This window comes from Bradyrhizobium sp. SZCCHNS1022 (genome assembly GCF_032484835.1).
In the GTDB taxonomy this organism is placed as follows: Bacteria; Pseudomonadota; Alphaproteobacteria; order Rhizobiales; family Xanthobacteraceae; genus Bradyrhizobium.
This window is the reverse complement of sequence record NZ_JAUETT010000002.1, coordinates 157905-173148: the sequence shown is the minus strand read 5'-3', so window position 1 is coordinate 173148 and position 15244 is coordinate 157905. Positions and strand designations below refer to the sequence as shown.

At 64.3% G+C, this 15244-nt stretch carries 14 protein-coding genes; 2 read left to right on the top strand and 12 right to left on the bottom strand.

Going from position 1 to position 15244, the window contains the following annotated elements:
- Positions 1-84: 84 nt before the first annotated feature.
- The gene (gene parC, locus QX071_RS14290; protein WP_315703356.1) at positions 85-2337 is read right to left on the bottom strand and encodes a DNA topoisomerase IV subunit A; all 2253 of its coding nucleotides are present in this window, start codon (positions 2335-2337) and stop codon (positions 85-87) included.
- A gap of 590 nt (positions 2338-2927) precedes the next feature.
- Between parC and QX071_RS14285 the strand changes: the two genes are divergently transcribed.
- Positions 2928-3758, top strand: a complete 831-nt coding sequence (locus tag QX071_RS14285; protein WP_315703355.1) for an alpha/beta hydrolase — start codon at positions 2928-2930, stop codon at positions 3756-3758.
- A 1073-nt stretch (positions 3759-4831) separates the two neighbouring features.
- The gene (locus QX071_RS14280; RefSeq protein ID WP_315703354.1) at positions 4832-5050 is read left to right on the top strand and encodes a hypothetical protein; all 219 of its coding nucleotides are present in this window, start codon (positions 4832-4834) and stop codon (positions 5048-5050) included.
- Between the two features lie 55 nt (positions 5051-5105).
- Here the strand turns inward: QX071_RS14280 and QX071_RS14275 are convergent, their stop codons facing one another.
- The 11 genes from QX071_RS14275 to QX071_RS14225 all read right to left on the bottom strand — a co-directional run bounded on the left by QX071_RS14275 (position 5106) and on the right by QX071_RS14225 (position 15039).
- Complete coding sequence (locus QX071_RS14275) at positions 5106-5729, bottom strand: glutathione S-transferase family protein (RefSeq protein WP_315703353.1); 624 nt, start codon at positions 5727-5729, stop codon at positions 5106-5108.
- Positions 5730-5855: 126 nt separating this feature from the next.
- Positions 5856-6266, bottom strand: a complete 411-nt coding sequence (locus QX071_RS14270) for an ACT domain-containing protein (RefSeq protein ID WP_315703352.1) — start codon at positions 6264-6266, stop codon at positions 5856-5858.
- 25 nt (positions 6267-6291) lie between these two features.
- A complete protein-coding gene (locus QX071_RS14265) occupies positions 6292-7278 on the bottom strand; it encodes a glutathione S-transferase family protein (RefSeq protein ID WP_315729003.1) in 987 nt (328 codons plus the stop codon).
- A 34-nt stretch (positions 7279-7312) separates the two neighbouring features.
- Positions 7313-8059 carry a DNA repair protein RecO gene (gene recO / locus QX071_RS14260; protein ID WP_315703350.1) on the bottom strand — a complete coding sequence of 249 codons (747 nt, stop codon included), beginning with the start codon at positions 8057-8059 and terminating at the stop codon, positions 7313-7315.
- Between the two features lie 212 nt (positions 8060-8271).
- A complete protein-coding gene (locus QX071_RS14255; RefSeq protein ID WP_315703349.1) occupies positions 8272-8652 on the bottom strand; it encodes a hypothetical protein in 381 nt (126 codons plus the stop codon).
- Positions 8653-8654: 2 nt separating this feature from the next.
- Positions 8655-9587 (bottom strand): GTPase Era, encoded by a 933-nt coding sequence (era, locus tag QX071_RS14250; protein ID WP_315729002.1) that lies wholly within the window; start codon positions 9585-9587, stop codon positions 8655-8657.
- Positions 9577-10428 carry a ribonuclease III gene (gene rnc / locus QX071_RS14245; protein WP_315703347.1) on the bottom strand — a complete coding sequence of 284 codons (852 nt, stop codon included), beginning with the start codon at positions 10426-10428 and terminating at the stop codon, positions 9577-9579. Before rnc ends, era begins: the two co-directional genes overlap by 11 nt.
- A complete protein-coding gene (lepB, locus tag QX071_RS14240) occupies positions 10425-11183 on the bottom strand; it encodes a signal peptidase I (protein WP_315703346.1) in 759 nt (252 codons plus the stop codon). Before lepB ends, rnc begins: the two co-directional genes overlap by 4 nt.
- A gap of 310 nt (positions 11184-11493) precedes the next feature.
- Complete coding sequence (acpS, locus tag QX071_RS14235) at positions 11494-11913, bottom strand: holo-ACP synthase (protein ID WP_315729001.1); 420 nt, start codon at positions 11911-11913, stop codon at positions 11494-11496.
- A gap of 12 nt (positions 11914-11925) precedes the next feature.
- The gene (locus tag QX071_RS14230) at positions 11926-12678 is read right to left on the bottom strand and encodes a pyridoxine 5'-phosphate synthase (RefSeq protein WP_315703344.1); all 753 of its coding nucleotides are present in this window, start codon (positions 12676-12678) and stop codon (positions 11926-11928) included.
- Between the two features lie 84 nt (positions 12679-12762).
- Positions 12763-15039, bottom strand: coding sequence for a bifunctional (p)ppGpp synthetase/guanosine-3',5'-bis(diphosphate) 3'-pyrophosphohydrolase (locus tag QX071_RS14225; protein ID WP_315703343.1), 2277 nt, complete (start codon positions 15037-15039; stop codon positions 12763-12765).
- Between the last annotated feature and the right edge of the window lie 205 nt (positions 15040-15244).

Below are 15244 nucleotides of genomic sequence, written 5' to 3'. Positions count from 1 at the left end.
AGCTCGCCCCGATCAGCGACAGCAACCGCGCGATCGCTTTCGCTCAAGCATATAGGCCGACGCCGGACGGATACTATTACCTCGCTACTCGATCGGCCGGCTGAACTTGTTCGACTTCGGCAGGCCCTGCGCGATGCGGCCGGCATCGGCGCGGTTGCCGCGGAAGTCGGCCAGATCCTTCCAGGAAAGGCCCTGGTCGCGGCCCGCCGAGTCCTTCCAGCCGAGCCCTTCCTTCTGGTCGAAGGTCGCGACGTCGGACAGCTGCGCGCTGGTGTATTTCTGCAACCGGACGCCGCGGCCGCGCGCCATCTCCGGCACCTGATCGAGCGGGAAGATCACCATCTTGTGGTTGGTGCCGATGACGGCGACCTGGTCGCCGGCGACCGTGGTGATCGCGCGCGCCTCCGCCGGCGCCGTCACGTTCAACACCTGCTTGCCCTTGCGGGTGGTGCCGACGCAATCCTCCTCGGTGACGACGAAGCCCTGGCCATCGGAGCTCGCCACCAGGAATTTGCGGCCGCCCTTGTTGACGAACATCGACACGATCGAGGCGTCCTGATCGAGATCGATGAACATGCGGATCGGCTCGCCATGCCCGCGGCCGCCCGGCAGCTTGGCGACATCGAGTGAGTAGAATTTGCCGCTGCTCGCAAACAGCAGCAGTTTCGAGGTGCTTTCGGCGAAAAAGGATTGGCCGAGCTGGTCGTCGGTTTTGAAGGCGAGATTGGAGAGATCCTCCACATGGCCCTTGAGGGTGCGCACCCAGCCCTTTTCCGACACCACGACCGTCACCGGCTCGCGCTCGACGAAAGCCTCCTCGATCGCGGCGAGATCATGCTCGGGCGCGTCGGCGAAATTGGTGCGGCGCTTGCCGAGTGGGGTCTTCGGCCCGAACATCTCGCGCACCGTCTTCACCTGCTCACCGACCTTGGCCCATTGCTCGGTCTCGGATGCCAGCAGCGAGTTGATGCCCTTCAGCTCCTTGCGAAGCTCCTTGTCCTCGGTGCGGATCTCCATTTCCTCGAGCTTGCGCAAGCTGCGCAGGCGCATGTTGAGGATGGCCTCGGCCTGCACCTCGCTGAGCTTGAAGGTCTTCATCAGCACCGGCTTCGGCTCGTCCTCGGTGCGGATGATCCGGATCACCTCGTCGATGTTGAGATAGGCGATCAGGTAGCCGCCGAGGATCTCCAGCCGGTTCTCGATCTGCTTCTTGCGGTAGTTCGAGCGCCGCAGCAGCACGTCGCGCAAATGGTCGAGCCATTCGCGCAGGCATTCGGCCAGGCCCACCACCTTGGGGATGCGGCCCTTCACCAGCACGTTGAGGTTCAGTGGGATCTTGCTCTCGAGATCGGTGAGCCGGAACAGCGATTCCATCATCAGCGCCGGGTCGACGTTCTTCGACTTCGGCTCGATGACGAGCCGGACGTCCTCAGCCGACTCGTCCCTGACGTCGCCGACCAGCGGCAGCTTCTTCTCGTTGAGCAGCTCGGCGATCTTCTCGACCAGGCGCGACTTCTGCACGAGATACGGAATCTCGGTGATGACGACGATCCAGGTGCCGCGGTTGCCCTCTTCCTGGGTCCACTTGGCGCGGACGCGGAACGAGCCGCGGCCGGTGGTGTAGGCCTCGATGATCGACTCCTTGGAATCGATCACGGTGCCGCCGGTGGGGAAGTCCGGGCCCTTGACCCAGCGCAGCAGCGCGCGCGACTTGGCCTCGGGCTTCTCGATCAGATGCAGCGCGGCGTCGCAAAGCTCGGCGGCATTATGCGGCGGGATCGAGGTCGCCATGCCGACCGCGATGCCCTGCGCGCCGTTGGCGAGCAGGTTCGGGAAGCCGCCGGGCAGGACCACCGGCTCCTTGGACTGGCCATCATAATTCGGACGAAACTCGACCCCGTCCTCGTCGATGCCCTCGAGCAGAAGCCGCGCGACATCGGTCATCCGCGCTTCGGTGTAGCGGTAGGCCGCGGGGTTATCGCCGTCGATATTGCCGAAATTGCCCTGGCCGTCGACCAGCGGATAGCGCGAGGAGAAATCCTGGGCGAGACGGACCATCGCGTCGTAGATCGCCTGGTCGCCATGCGGATGGAACGAACCCATCACATCGCCGACGATTTTGGCCGACTTCTTGAACGCGGTCCCCGGATCGAGCCGCAAGAGCCGCATCCCATAGAGGATGCGGCGGTGCACCGGCTTCAGTCCGTCGCGCGCGTCGGGCAGCGCGCGGTGCATGATGGTCGAGAGCGCATAGGCGAGATAGCGCTCTTCCAGCGCCTCGCGCAGCGGCACTTCATGGATGTCGGCCGGTTCCGGCGGAATCAGTTTCTTGCCCATTAGCTCTACGTTTTCAGTGGGTTAGCTCGTCGAATGAGCCTTTTTGATCAACCTTGGATCACGCTTTAGGCGATCGGACGGCGCGGTGCAATGTCGCGCGCCCGGGTCCTTGGGAACTCAAAAAGCCCCGCTGACGCCGCCTCTGGCCCGCGTGGGCCGTTTGATGCCCCGAATCAGTGCGCGCCCAAATTGCTGGGATCGCGGGCCAGTGTCCACCCCGTCCATTGCCGGACCCGTGACGCGCTGGTCCATCGGCGGACGCGAATGCGCCTCCGGGACGGGAATCGCTTGACCCCGCTGCTCAAGATTTGCTCTCGGCACCACGGCCCTGCATCCCGAACGGGCACGTCCCCGGCGTGTCGCACACTGAATGATCGCGGCGGCCAGGAATGCATGACGGGCATCATTTGAATCGATCGTGATCGATTGATTGCGGCATGGCGCCACGATCACGCGTCTGTTGCTGAGAACGTCACCGACCTCAGCTAAGCTGACGACTTCGTCGTTGCCGATCGCGATCGCAGAGGCGACGGCGATGCCACTCCGCTCCTTTAAAGCGGCAGTCAAACAAGCAAGAAAGGCAAGTCCCCATGAGTTCAGGATTCGTGACGACATCGGACGGCACGCAGATTTTCTACAAGGATTGGGGCACCGGCCAGCCCATCGTGTTTCACCATGGCTGGCCGCTCTCGGCCGACGACTGGGACGCGCAGATGCTGTTCTTCCTGGAGAAGGGCTTTCGCGTCATCGCCCATGATCGCCGTGGCCATGGCCGCTCCAGCCAGACCGAGCATGGCAATGAGATGGATACCTATGCGGCCGACGTCGCGGCACTTGCCGCAAAGCTCGACCTGAAGGATGCGGTTCATGTCGGTCACTCCACCGGCGGCGGCGAGGTCGCGCGTTACGTGGCGCGGCACGGCAAGGGCCGGGTCGCCAAGGCCGCTTTGCTCGGCGCGGTGCCGCCGATCATGGTGAAGACCGAGAAGAACCCGGGCGGGCTGCCGATCGAGGTGTTCAATGGCTTCCGCGCGGCGCTCGCCGCGAACCGCGCCCAGTTCTTCCTCGATATCCCGACCGGACCGTTCTACGGCTTCAACCGTGACGGCGCGAAAGTCTCGGAAGGCGTGATCCGCAACTGGTGGCGCCAGGGCATGATGGGCGGCACGAAAGCGCATTACGACTGCATCAAGGCCTTCTCGGAGACCGACTTCACCGAGGACCTCAAGGCGATCGACGTGCCGGTGCTCTTGATGCATGGCGAGGACGACCAGATCGTGCCGATCGACGATTCCGCGCGCATCGGCATCAAGCTCCTCAAGCATGGCACGCTGAAGACCTATCCGGGCTTCCCGCACGGCATGGCCACCACCCATGCCGACGTGATCAACGCGGACTTGCTGGCGTTCATCAAAGGATAGGCCGCGGTTCGCGGCTGCCGTCATTGCGAGCGAAGCGACGTGTCCCGCCGAAACCCGAAAGGCGTAGGCAGAAGCAATCCAGCGTCGATATAGTACTGGATTGCTTCGTCGCCTTCGGCCCCTCGCAATGGCGGCCACAATTGACACGCACCCCGTCGTCATTCCGGGGCGCCCGTAAGGGCGAGCCCGGAAGCCATAACCATGATCGTGAGTATAGATTCCGGGCTCGTGCTTCGCGCGCCCCGGAATGACACTGAGTGTCTTCCACCACCATTGGAACGTAACTCATCGTTCTCGCGGCGCGTCATGCGTCCGAGCTTTGCCAGTTGATCACCCTCTTCTGAACAGAGGGCGCGGGGAAGGCCGGATGTCGGTTGACACCCGCGGCCCGCCTGCAACAAAGAAAGCAGGCGGCAGTCACCACAGGTTCAACCGGATCATCCGGCCTTCCCTGCGCGGCGGGTTACGGCTTATACGAGCTCTCCCCGGTGTCCGGGCTTGTTAGCCACCGTCGCCGCTCGGATCATCACCCGAGCAACTTAGCGCCAGCGTCGGGGCGCCAGGACCACTCGATTTCGCCGTCCTGCCGATGTTGTTCGTCCGCCGCTGATAGCGCGCTGCAACGCCGACAGGCCACCGCATCCCGCACCCAACGTTCGTGACGATCGCGAAGCGTCCCTCTTATCGAGGCGGGACGCGAGAAGGATTGCACAATTTCTGGAAAAGCGAAACATGAATTTTCATCGCGATGGACGTGGCATCACCGATCGCATTGAAGCAGTTGGCGAAATAAGCCGTTACGCGCAGGCGATCTTGCGCCATCTGAGGCGCCATTGTGAACGCGGATGCGTGGCGATCGAACGCAAGGGCTGGGTGTCGGGCAAATCACGTCGGCGCCGCCGATCGCGCAGTGGCGCGCGGAACCCGCACCGTGCTTCCGGGTTTTCATCGATAGATCGTATTGCGTCATCGTCATCGACGGGCCGAGACAACCTTCGTTGCCGTCTCTCCCGTGTTTTGGCCGCGCCGGCGGAATCCGTTGCGGCTCATGCAGCATTTTTGGACGTCGTATCATGCAGGATTTTTCCGACGCAGCTTTTTCGCCGGAGGTGGTCGCGCTGATGACGCAGGCGCTGGACGCCGCGATCGCGGCCTTGCCGGAGCCAGTCAGTTCGACCCATGTCACGCTGCTCGCGGAAGCGGTGCTGCGCGCCGCCAAGGCCGGCGAGCGCAGCGTGACCGCAATGCAGCGTCTGGCGCTGCTCGAGCTGCAGATCATGCCGCGGGTATAGGCCGACTCTCGGCGGGCGTCTCGCCGAGAGATCCGCTTGTCCGATTCTGCATGTCTCAGGCTGCGGCCGATTGCAGCTCCGGCCAGGGTTCGGCCCAGGCCGGCAGGCGCATCAGCCCGTCGAGCCAGCTGACAATGTTGGGAAACGCCTCGAGCGGCATCTCCGCCTCGCGCCAATCGGTCGCCATCGATGCCAAGGCGAAATCGGCAATGGTGAGCCGATCGCAGGCGACATAAGAGCGCGACTTCAAGTGACCGTCGAGCACGGCTGCAAACGTCTTCAGGTTGGCCACCTTGTCGATCAGCGCCGCGCGGTCGGGCGTGCCGAGGCCGAACGTCCGCTTGACGATGTGCTCAAAGTAGAATGGCCCCACCGCGGGCGCCCAGTGACAATCGTTCCAGGAGAGCCAGCGCAGCACCTCGACCTGCTGCTGCGGATTGCGGGCCGGCCACATGTCGCAGCTTTCCCTGATGCAGAGATGGGCCATGATCGCGTTGGACTCCCATAGCACGAGATCGCCGTCGACCAGCACCGGGGCCTTCATGTTGGGATTGAGCGCAGCAAACTCCGGCGTCTTCAGCCCGCCCCTGATGTCGATGAACTCCGCCTGCACGCCGAGATGCTTGACCAGCGCCAGCACGCGGCGCGGCGCCTGAGCCTTGATCCAGTAGATTTTCATGCCGGTTCTCCATCCGTGATGTCTCCAAGACGAACGGGGGCGGACCGGATCGACAGCCTTCCGGGAAAAATTTTCCGGCGGCCCCATGAGCTGCGCTTCCGCAACGGAACGACGCGAACCGCCCACTCAGCTGGAGCTCGCCTGCGCGGACATCTCCTGCAGAAGATGCAGTGCCTCCTCGGCGCTGGCCTCCGGCACGAACAGATGGTCGTGATGGAAGGCCGAGACGGCGTTGGCGCTGATGCCGGCCTGCGCCAGGCGGGTGGTGACGGCAGCGAGGAATCCCACAGCATCGAGCGCGGAATGCACGTCGAGCGTGATCAGGCGCGAGGCGAACTGCGCGGGCAGCCCTACCCGTTCAGCCTCCTCCCGCAGGACGACCAGGGTGAGACCTTCCCGTTCACGGAACCAGAGCCGTGGTGCCAACGCGCTCGGAATGTCAGCATCGCTCGGAAGCGCGCAGAACACGAAAACGCCGTCCTGCAGCTGCGGCGACATGGTCCGTAGCAGCCTGTCCAGATCACGCTCGCCCGACATTCCATCCTCTTCGCCGGCTTCCGCCTCAGGACCGAGACAGGCGCTCCCGCCCGTGCGGCAAGGTGAAATCCTGCAGCGGCCCGGCCGGCACGATGCCGGTCGGATTGATGCTGCGGTGGCTCTCGTAATAATGCCGCTTGATATGCTCGAAGTTCACGGTGTCAGCGATGCCGGGCCATTGGTAGAGATCGCGCGTGTAGGCCGAAAGATGCGGATAATCGGCGATGCGGCGGAGGTTGCATTTGAAGTGGCCGACATAGACTGCGTCGAAGCGGATCAGGGTCGTGAACAGCCTGATGTCCGCCTCCGTCAATCGGTCGCCGAGCAGGAAGCGCCGGGTCGAGAGCCTGTCCTCCAGCCAGTCGAGCGTGGCGAACAAGGGAGCGATCGCTTCGTCGTAAGCGCCTTGCGTGGTCGCGAAGCCGCATTTGTAGACGCCGTTATTGAGCGTGTCGTAGATTCGCGCGTTGATCGCATCGATCTCGCCGCGCAGGGCCTGCGGGTAGTAGTCGCCCGGCGTGGCCCCGAGGCCGTCGAACGCCGAGTTCAGCATCCGGATGATCTCGGCGGATTCGTTGTTGACGATGGTGCGCCTCTGCTTGTCCCAGAGCACGGGCACCGTGACCCGGCCCGAATAATGCGGATCGGCCGCGGTGTAGACCTGATGCAGGAACTGCGCGTGGTTGATGCTGTCCTGCACGACGCCGGGGCCGTCGGCAAAGGTCCAGCCCTGCTCCGCCATCAGCCAGTTGACCACCGAGACCGAGATCAGCTCGTTGAGCCCCTTCAAGGCGCGCATGATCAGGGTGCGGTGCGCCCACGGACACGCCAGGCTGACATAGAGGTGATAGCGTCCGGCTTCCGCCTTGAAACCGCCTGCGCCGGTTGGGCCGGCGCTGCCGTCCGCGGTGATGAAGTTGCGGAAGATCGAGTCCTTGCGCACGAAACGGCCGCCGGTCGCCCCGGTGTCGTACCAGACATCGTGCCATTGGCCGTCGACGAGCAATCCCATATTCATTCTCCACTGAGCCGCGGCTCACGCTTGGTTACGCCTGGGCGAGCCGCGCCCTGGCCCGCGTCACGGCGTTGATGAAGCCCTCGCGCGCGTCGGAATGGCCCTGCCCACGCGGCTCCAGCACATGGCGCAACAGGAACAGGCCGGTCAGACGGAAACCGTCGCGCAGGTCCTGATCGGTCCAGTCATGCGTCTCCTCGTGCTCGCGCAGGAATGGCGGCAATGGCAGCAGCCGGTCGCGCCAGGGCTCGCCCGCCGCGCGCGACACCGCCCCACCCGACTTCGGCGAGACGTAGATCAGTTCCGTGGTCTCGCCCGTGGCGGCGCAGGTCTCGAGATCGAGACCGAAGCCAAGCTCGGCCAGGATCGCAAGCTCGAACCGGACGATATGGGCCGCAGCGCCGCCGGCATCCTCGAAATCATCCAGGGTGTGCTCGAGCCTGAGATAAATGTCCTGGTGCGGATCGCGCTCGGGCAACAGCCGCGCCAGCGCGGCCAGATGGGTGACGCCGTAGGCACCGTGCGAGGCCGACATCAGGCCGGCGGCGCGCAAGATCAGCCCGTCGATCGCGTACATGCCGAGATGCTCATCGAGCCGGGCCCGCCAGACCGCGCGCACGCTGTTGCCGGGCTGCAGCACGGGGCGCATGCGAGCGCCGCTCGCGCCGCGCACCAGCCCGAGATGGCGGCCGTGCTCGCGCGTCAACAGCTCGACCACGGCGGCGGATTCGCCGTGCCGACGCACGCCCAGCACGATGCCATCATCGGTCCATTCCATCGGGCTCGTCGTCTCCACACACCTTGCGCGTCGCAACTACGAGGATCCACGTACAATCGGCGAGCTTCGTAGGGTGGGCAAAGGCGCGCTCACGACGGCTCCTCCGCCTTGGTCTACGCCGACGCGCCGTGCCCACCGTGAGGGTAGCATGGCGGAAGATGGTGGGCACGCTTCGCTTTGCCCACCCTACCCTCAATCACTCCAGCGCCGTCTCACGCATTGAACCAGCCGCGGGCATCGCCGGTGAAGGAGTAATAGAGCCCGACCGTGGTCAGCGCGCAGGAGATGATCTCGAGGCCGGCATCCAGCGTCATGCCCTTCTCGCCGATGAAGATCACCAGCGAATAGGCCGACAGCAGCAGCGCCGCCAGCAGCACCCAGCGCGGCCAGTTCTTACGCTGCTGCGCCGCCAGATAAACAAAATAGACCATGAGCAGGATGACGGCGCCGTTGAAGATGCTCTGCGCCATGATCATGCCATCGGTGATCTCGGTCGTCGGTGTCCGGTCCTGCACCGCCACCGACAACGCATCCAGCATCAGCGAGATGTACAACAGGATCTCAAACCAGAGCACGTTCCGGGGCAGGTTCATCGTCATTCCTTGGGGAAGTCGAGCCCCATCTCGCGGTAGCGGTCGGGATCGTCGCCCCAATTCTCGCGCACCTTGACGAACAGGAACAGATGCACCGGCACGCCGGTGATGTCGGCGATCTCCTCGCGCGCCTTCGCCCCGATCGACTTGATGGTGGCGCCGCCCTTGCCCAGCACGATCTTGCGCTGACTTTCCCGCTCCACGAAGATCGTCTGCTCGATCCGGATCGAGCCGTCCTTGCGCTCGGTCCAGCTATCGGTCTCGACGGTCGACTGATAGGGCAGCTCCTGATGCAGATGGCTGTAGATCTTCTCGCGCGTGATCTCGGCGGCGAGGTGGCGCATCGGCGCGTCCGACATCTGGTCTTCGGGATAGTGGAATGGCCCGGGCGGCACCATTGCGGCGAGCGTCTGCCGGAGGTCGTCGACGCCATCGCCGGACAGCGCCGAGATCATGAAGGTGCGCGCGAAAGCCAGCCGCTCGTTGGCCGCGGCCGCGAGCGCCAGCAGCTTCTCCCGCGGCACCAGATCGACCTTGTTGAGGACCAGGATCTTCTGATGCGCGACGCCTTCGGCCTTGGCCAGGATCGCCTCGGCCTCGTCGTCGAGGCCCTTCTTGGCGTCGAGCAGCACACAGACGAGATCGGCGTCATGGGCGCCGCTCCAGGCGGTCGTCACCATCGCGCGGTCGAGGCGCCGCTTGGGCGCGAAGATGCCGGGCGTATCGACCAGGATGATCTGCGAACGGCCTTCGATGACGATGCCGCGGATCAGCGCCCGCGTGGTCTGCACCTTGCGCGAGACGATCGTGACCTTGGAGCCGACCAGCGCATTGACCAGGGTCGACTTGCCGACATTGGGAGCGCCGATCAGCGCGACGAAGCCGCAGCGGGTGTCGGCCGGCGGGGCGCCTTCCACCTTCGGATCATCCATCATTGCTGCCGCCGCTGACGCCTTCGCGCGCAATCATCACGGACGCCGCAACCTTCTCGGCGGCGCGCTTCGAGCCGCCGACGCCCTCGGCCGACTCCAGGCCCGGCAGGTCGACGGCGACGCGGAACTGCGGATCGTGATGCGGGCCGGTGCGCTCGACCTCGCGATAGACCGGTGTCGGCAGCCCCTTGCCCTGCGCCCATTCCTGCAGGACGGTCTTGGGATCGCGCAAAGGCCGCCGCGGCTTGTGCATCCGCTCGGTCCAGTTGCGCTCGACGAAAGCCGACGCTGCCGCATAGCCGCCGTCGAGGAAGATCGCGCCGATCACGGCTTCGCAGACGTCGCCCAGCACGGATTTGCGCAAGCGCGCACTGGCGCCGGCGCCGACCGCGCCGAGCTTGATGTCATCGAGCAGGCCGAGCGACTTCGCGACGTCGGCGCAGCTCTCCTTGCGCACGAGATCGGCGAGCCGCTTCGACAGCTCGCCCTCGTCCGCGTTCGGAAAGGCGCGATACAGCATGTCCGACACGATCAGGCCGAGCACGTGATCGCCGAGGAATTCGAGCCGTTGATAGCTGTCGCCGCGCTTCTTGGAGGATTTCAGTGCGGAGACGTGGGTAAAGGCGGTCGCCAGCAGCGAGGCATCCTTGAACTGATGACCGATGCGCGCCTCGATCGCGGCGGCGGCCGCTTTCTCGGTCGCCTTTGCGCCCTTGGTGCCGGCGCGGCTGCGCTTTGCCTTCGGCGCCTCGCGCGCCGTCATGCCCGCAGGACCGGGATCGGACTCGAGGCTTGGCGCTGCGGCCGCTTGTGTTGTCTGGATGTCGGCTTTGTCGTCAATCATCGTACGATTTTGAACAGGCGATTCCAACGCACCGCCAGCGGCCAGCGCCAAAACGCCCAGGCATGTTCGCCTTCAGCAACGGAGAAAAAGATCATCTGGGCGCGACCGACGATGTTCTCGTACGGCACGTAGCCCACCGCCGAGAGCACGCGGCTGTCGGTCGAATTGTCGCGGTTGTCGCCCATCATGAAGAAATGGCCGGGCGGCACGGTATAGACCGCAGTATTGTCGTAAAAACCATTGTCGACGCAATCCAGCGTTTCGTAGCTGACGCCGTTCGGCAAAGTCTCCTTCCAGCGCTTGACCCGCGCCGTCGCGTCGGAGCCGCAGGGATCCTCGCCGATGAAGTCGCTGAGCCGCTCGCGCTGCACCGGCCTGTCGTTGATGTAGAGCAGCCCGTCGCGCATCTGGATGTGGTCGCCGGGCAGCCCGATCACGCGTTTGATGTAGTCGGTGGTGTCGTCCTTCGGCAGCCGAAACACGACAATGTCACCGCGACTGGGCTCGGAGCCGAAGATGCGGCCCGAGAACAGCGGCGGCGACAGCGGAATCGAATAGTGGCTGTAGCCATAGGAATATTTCGAGACGAACAGGTAGTCGCCCACCAGCAACGTCGCCTTCATCGATCCCGAGGGGATGTTGAACGGCTGAAACAGGAAGGTTCTGATGACCAGCGCGATCAGCAGCGCATGAACAACGACGCGAACGGTTTCGCCGAGGCCGCTCTCAGTCTTGGTGCCGGATGTCACGCTCATCGCTCTTTCATTGTCCCTCTGACGAATCGCTTCGTGATTCGCCCGCGCCGCGGCAGAACACCCCGCCGCGAACAGCTGATCGGTTCGCGGCTTTGAGGATTCTGTCCTGATTCTGGTGATTAAGGCCAATTCCGGCCGGAACCTGAATTCGCCCTTGGCTAAGCCTCAAACCTACCCGCTCGATCTGCGCTGGTTTTAGACGTTTGTTCTCGCGCGCGCAATCAATCGCCCGATCAAAACCAACTAAGCCACTGGTAGATATGACATTTTAGTTTTTTGATGAATTTTACCGGAGATTGAGCCGAGCGTGTCAGGATGTGTCGGGACGGTCGGCCGAAATTATGACGAAGGCCTGGGCGAGCGGCCAATCATCGGTGATGGACAGGTCGATTCGCGCCTCATAGCCCTGCGGCGTCAGCGCCTCCAGCCGGGCCAGCGCCCCGCCGGTCAGCTGCATCGTCGGCCGGCCGCCGGGCAGATTGACCACCCCCATATCGCGCCACCAGACCCCACGCCGGATTCCGGTGCCGAGCGCTTTGGAACAAGCCTCCTTGGCCGCGAAGCGCTTGGCGTAGGTTGCAACCACCATTTTTTCGTTCTTGGCGCGCCGCTCGGCCTTGGCGCGCTCGGCTTCGGTGAAGACGCGGTCCAGGAACCGCTCACCATGGCGCTCGATGACCTTGGCGACACGCCTGATATCGATCAGGTCGGAACCGATGCCGATGATCATTGGCTTGCCCCGTTACAGGCCGCGGCCGCGGTCCATGGCCGCCCGCATCGCCCTGACGGTGTCGCCGAGGCCGACGAACAGCGCTTCGCCGATCATGAAGTAGCCGATATTCAGCTCGACGATCTCCGGCAGCGAGGCGATCTTTTCCGCCGTATCGTAATCCAGGCCATGGCCGCCATGGACTTCGAGCCCGGCCGAATAGGCCAAGGCGGCGCCCTTCACGATTCGCTGCCATTCGGCCTCGGCCTTCTCCCGGTTGCCTTCCGCCACCGCATCGCACCAGGTCCCGGTATGGATCTCGATCACCGGTGCGCGCAGTTTCGCCGCCGTCTCGATCTGCTTGGGATCGGCGGCAATGAACAGCGAGACCCGGATGCCGGCGTCGTTCAGGCGGGCGATGGCCGGCGCCAGGGCGTCGTGCTGGCCAACCACGTCGAGGCCCCCCTCAGTGGTCAGCTCCTGGCGCCGCTCCGGCACCAGGCAGCAGGCATGCGGCCGGGTGGCAAGCGCGATTCGCAGCATCTCGTCCGTCGCAGCCATCTCGAAATTGAGCGGCTTGTCGATCTCGGCTTTCAGCCGCGCCATGTCCTCGTCGCGGATGTGCCGGCGATCCTCCCGCAGATGCGCGGTGATGCCGTCCGCACCTGCCTCGATCGCCAGTTTGGCGGCACGCACCGGGTCCGGATTGCTGCCGCCCCTGGCGTTGCGCAAGGTGGCGACGTGGTCGACATTGACGCCGAGACGCAGCTTCGGGGCTTTGGACATGGCGGACTCGCAAGACTTCGAAAGACAACGGCCGAGGCAGCTCTAACCCATCGCGGCGCAGAACGCTGCGCCAAAACCCACAGATCAGCCATTCACCCGGTCGACCCTGGCCACGATGGTCTTGGCGCGCAACTGGTTGATGATGGCGGACAGATGCTTGAGGTCGTAGACCTCGAGATCGATCGTGAGCTCGGTGAAGTCGGGCGAGCGACGGCTCATGCTGATGTTGTCGATGTTGCCGTCGTGCTCGGCGATCACGGTCGCGACCTGGGCGAGGCTGCCGGGTTCGTTGACATTCTCGACCCGGATCCGCGCCGGGAAGCGCCGCGGCGAGGTTTCATCCACGTCCCAGCGCACATCCAGCCAACGCTCCGGCTCTTCCTCGAAATCCTTCAGCGCGGGCGACTGGATCGGGTAGATGGTGATGCCCTCGCCCGGGGTCACGATGCCGACGATTCGGTCGCCGGGCACCGCGCCGCCATTGGGCGCGAACTTGACCGGCAGGCCGGAATTGATGCCGCGAATCGGAATTGCCGAAGGCGCGCGCGCCGGCTCGGCCGCCGGCTTGCCAGTTGGGCCTTTCTTGGCGCCGTAGCGCACCACGCGCTCTTCCTTGTAGTCCGGATACATCGCGCGGGCGACATCGGAGGCCTTGATCTCGCCGCGTCCGACCGCCGCCATCACCTCCTCGATCGAGGCGCGCGCCAGCCGCGGCAGCGCGCCCTTGAGCTTGTCGTCGGCATATTCGAGCTTGGCTCGCTCGAACAGGCGGTCGACGATGCGCCGGCCGAGCCCGGCATATTGGTCGCGCATCGCGGTCCGGGTGGCGCGGCGAATCGCTGCACGGGCCTTGCCGGTGATCGCGAGCGATTCCCAGGCCGACGGCGGCGCCGATTGCGCCTCCGAGGTCAGCACCTCGACCTCGTCGCCGTTCTGCAACTCGGACGAGAGCGGCGCGAACTTGCCGTTGATCTTGCAGCCGACCGCGCTGTTGCCGACATCGGTATGCACGGCATAAGCGAAATCGATCACGTTGGCGTGGCGCGGCAGCGCGATCAGCTTGCCCTTCGGGGTGAAGCAGAACACCTGGTCGTGAAACAGCTCGAGCTTGGTGTGCTCGAGGAACTCCTCCGGATTGGCGCTCTCCGACAAGATACCGATGGTATGGCGCAGCCATGCAAATGCGTTTGATTCGCGCTTCAGGAGTTCGGTCGGCGAACCGATGCCGTCTTTGTAGAAGGCATGTGCGGCGATGCCCAGTTCGGCGATCTGGTCCATCTCCTCGGTGCGAATCTGCAGCTCGACGCGCTGCTTGCCGGGACCGATCACCGTGGTGTGGATGGAGCGGTAATCGTTCTGCTTCGGAGTCGAAATGTAGTCCTTGAAGCGCCCCGGCACGACCGGCCAGGTCGTATGCACGATACCCAGCGCACGATAGCAGGATGCGAGATCGGGCATGACGACGCGGAAGCCGAAAATGTCGGACAGCTGCTCGAAGCCGACCGACTTGCGCTCCATCTTGGTCCAGATCGAGAATGGCTTCTTGCGGCGGCCGATGACCCGCGCCGTCAGCCCGTTCTCGCGGAATTTCTTGGCAAGCTGAGCCTCGATCTCGCCGATCAGGTTGCGGTTGCGGTCGGCCAGCGCGTCCAGCCGTTGCATCACGACATTGTAGGCATCGGGATCGAGGGTGCGGAAGGACAGGTTCTCCAGCTCCTCGCGCATCTCCTGCATACCCATGCGGCCGGCGAGCGGCGCGTAGATGTCGAGCGTTTCCTCGGCGATTCGCCGCCGCGAGGCCTCCGGCACGAATTCCAGGGTGCGCATGTTATGCAACCTGTCAGCGAGTTTTACCAGAAGCACACGCACGTCGTCGGCGATCGCCAGGAGCAGCTTGCGCAGGTTCTCCGCCTGCTTGGCCTCCCGCGAGACCAATTCCAGGCGCTTGAGCTTGGTGAGCCCCTCCACCAGCGCGCCGATCTTGGGGCCGAACAAATGATCGATCTCGGCGCGGGTCGCCTCGGTATCCTCGATGGTGTCGTGCAGCAGCGCAGCGACGATCGTCGCATCGTCGAGCTTGAGGTCGGTCAGGATCGCCGCCACTTCGAGCGGATGGGTGAAATACGGATCGCCGGAGGCGCGGGTCTGCGAGCCGTGCGCCTTCATCGCGTAGACATAGGCGCGGTTCAGCAGATCTTCGTCGGTATCGGGATTATACGACCTGACACGCTCGACAAGGTCATATTGCCGCATCATCCGGGAGCGCGGCTTGTGCGATTTCGGTGCGGCGGCCACGGTCGCCAGCGTGGCCGAATCGGCCGCCGCCTGCATCTGTGGTGGACTCGGGCGCGAAGCCGCCATGGGAGAAACCTTCGACCACGTCGTGGATTGGGAGCTGGGCGGGCGAGCCATCTCGGCGCCCTCGCCACAACATATGGTAACCACGAAAGCACGATCAAATGCAAAGGCCGCAAATGTTAAGGCCCGGACATGGTCCGGGCCTTAACATTCCGAAAAGGTGGTTTACGCATCTGCAGCGTCGCGTGATCTCCGCCCGCGATCGCCT

Coding starts and splice junctions, on each gene's coding strand:
- parC (WP_315703356.1), bottom strand. CDS start 2,337: ATGGGCAAGAAACTGATTCCGCCGGAACCGGCCGACATCCATGAAGTG.
- QX071_RS14285 (WP_315703355.1), top strand. CDS start 2,928: ATGAGTTCAGGATTCGTGACGACATCGGACGGCACGCAGATTTTCTAC.
- QX071_RS14280 (WP_315703354.1), top strand. CDS start 4,832: ATGCAGGATTTTTCCGACGCAGCTTTTTCGCCGGAGGTGGTCGCGCTG.
- QX071_RS14275 (WP_315703353.1), bottom strand. CDS start 5,729: ATGAAAATCTACTGGATCAAGGCTCAGGCGCCGCGCCGCGTGCTGGCG.
- QX071_RS14270 (WP_315703352.1), bottom strand. CDS start 6,266: ATGTCGGGCGAGCGTGATCTGGACAGGCTGCTACGGACCATGTCGCCG.
- QX071_RS14265 (WP_315729003.1), bottom strand. CDS start 7,278: ATGGGATTGCTCGTCGACGGCCAATGGCACGATGTCTGGTACGACACC.
- recO (WP_315703350.1), bottom strand. CDS start 8,059: ATGGAATGGACCGATGATGGCATCGTGCTGGGCGTGCGTCGGCACGGC.
- QX071_RS14255 (WP_315703349.1), bottom strand. CDS start 8,652: ATGAACCTGCCCCGGAACGTGCTCTGGTTTGAGATCCTGTTGTACATC.
- era (WP_315729002.1), bottom strand. CDS start 9,587: ATGATGGATGATCCGAAGGTGGAAGGCGCCCCGCCGGCCGACACCCGC.
- rnc (WP_315703347.1), bottom strand. CDS start 10,428: ATGATTGACGACAAAGCCGACATCCAGACAACACAAGCGGCCGCAGCG.
- lepB (WP_315703346.1), bottom strand. CDS start 11,183: ATGAGCGTGACATCCGGCACCAAGACTGAGAGCGGCCTCGGCGAAACC.
- acpS (WP_315729001.1), bottom strand. CDS start 11,913: ATGATCATCGGCATCGGTTCCGACCTGATCGATATCAGGCGTGTCGCC.
- QX071_RS14230 (WP_315703344.1), bottom strand. CDS start 12,678: ATGTCCAAAGCCCCGAAGCTGCGTCTCGGCGTCAATGTCGACCACGTC.
- QX071_RS14225 (WP_315703343.1), bottom strand. CDS start 15,039: ATGGCGGCTTCGCGCCCGAGTCCACCACAGATGCAGGCGGCGGCCGAT.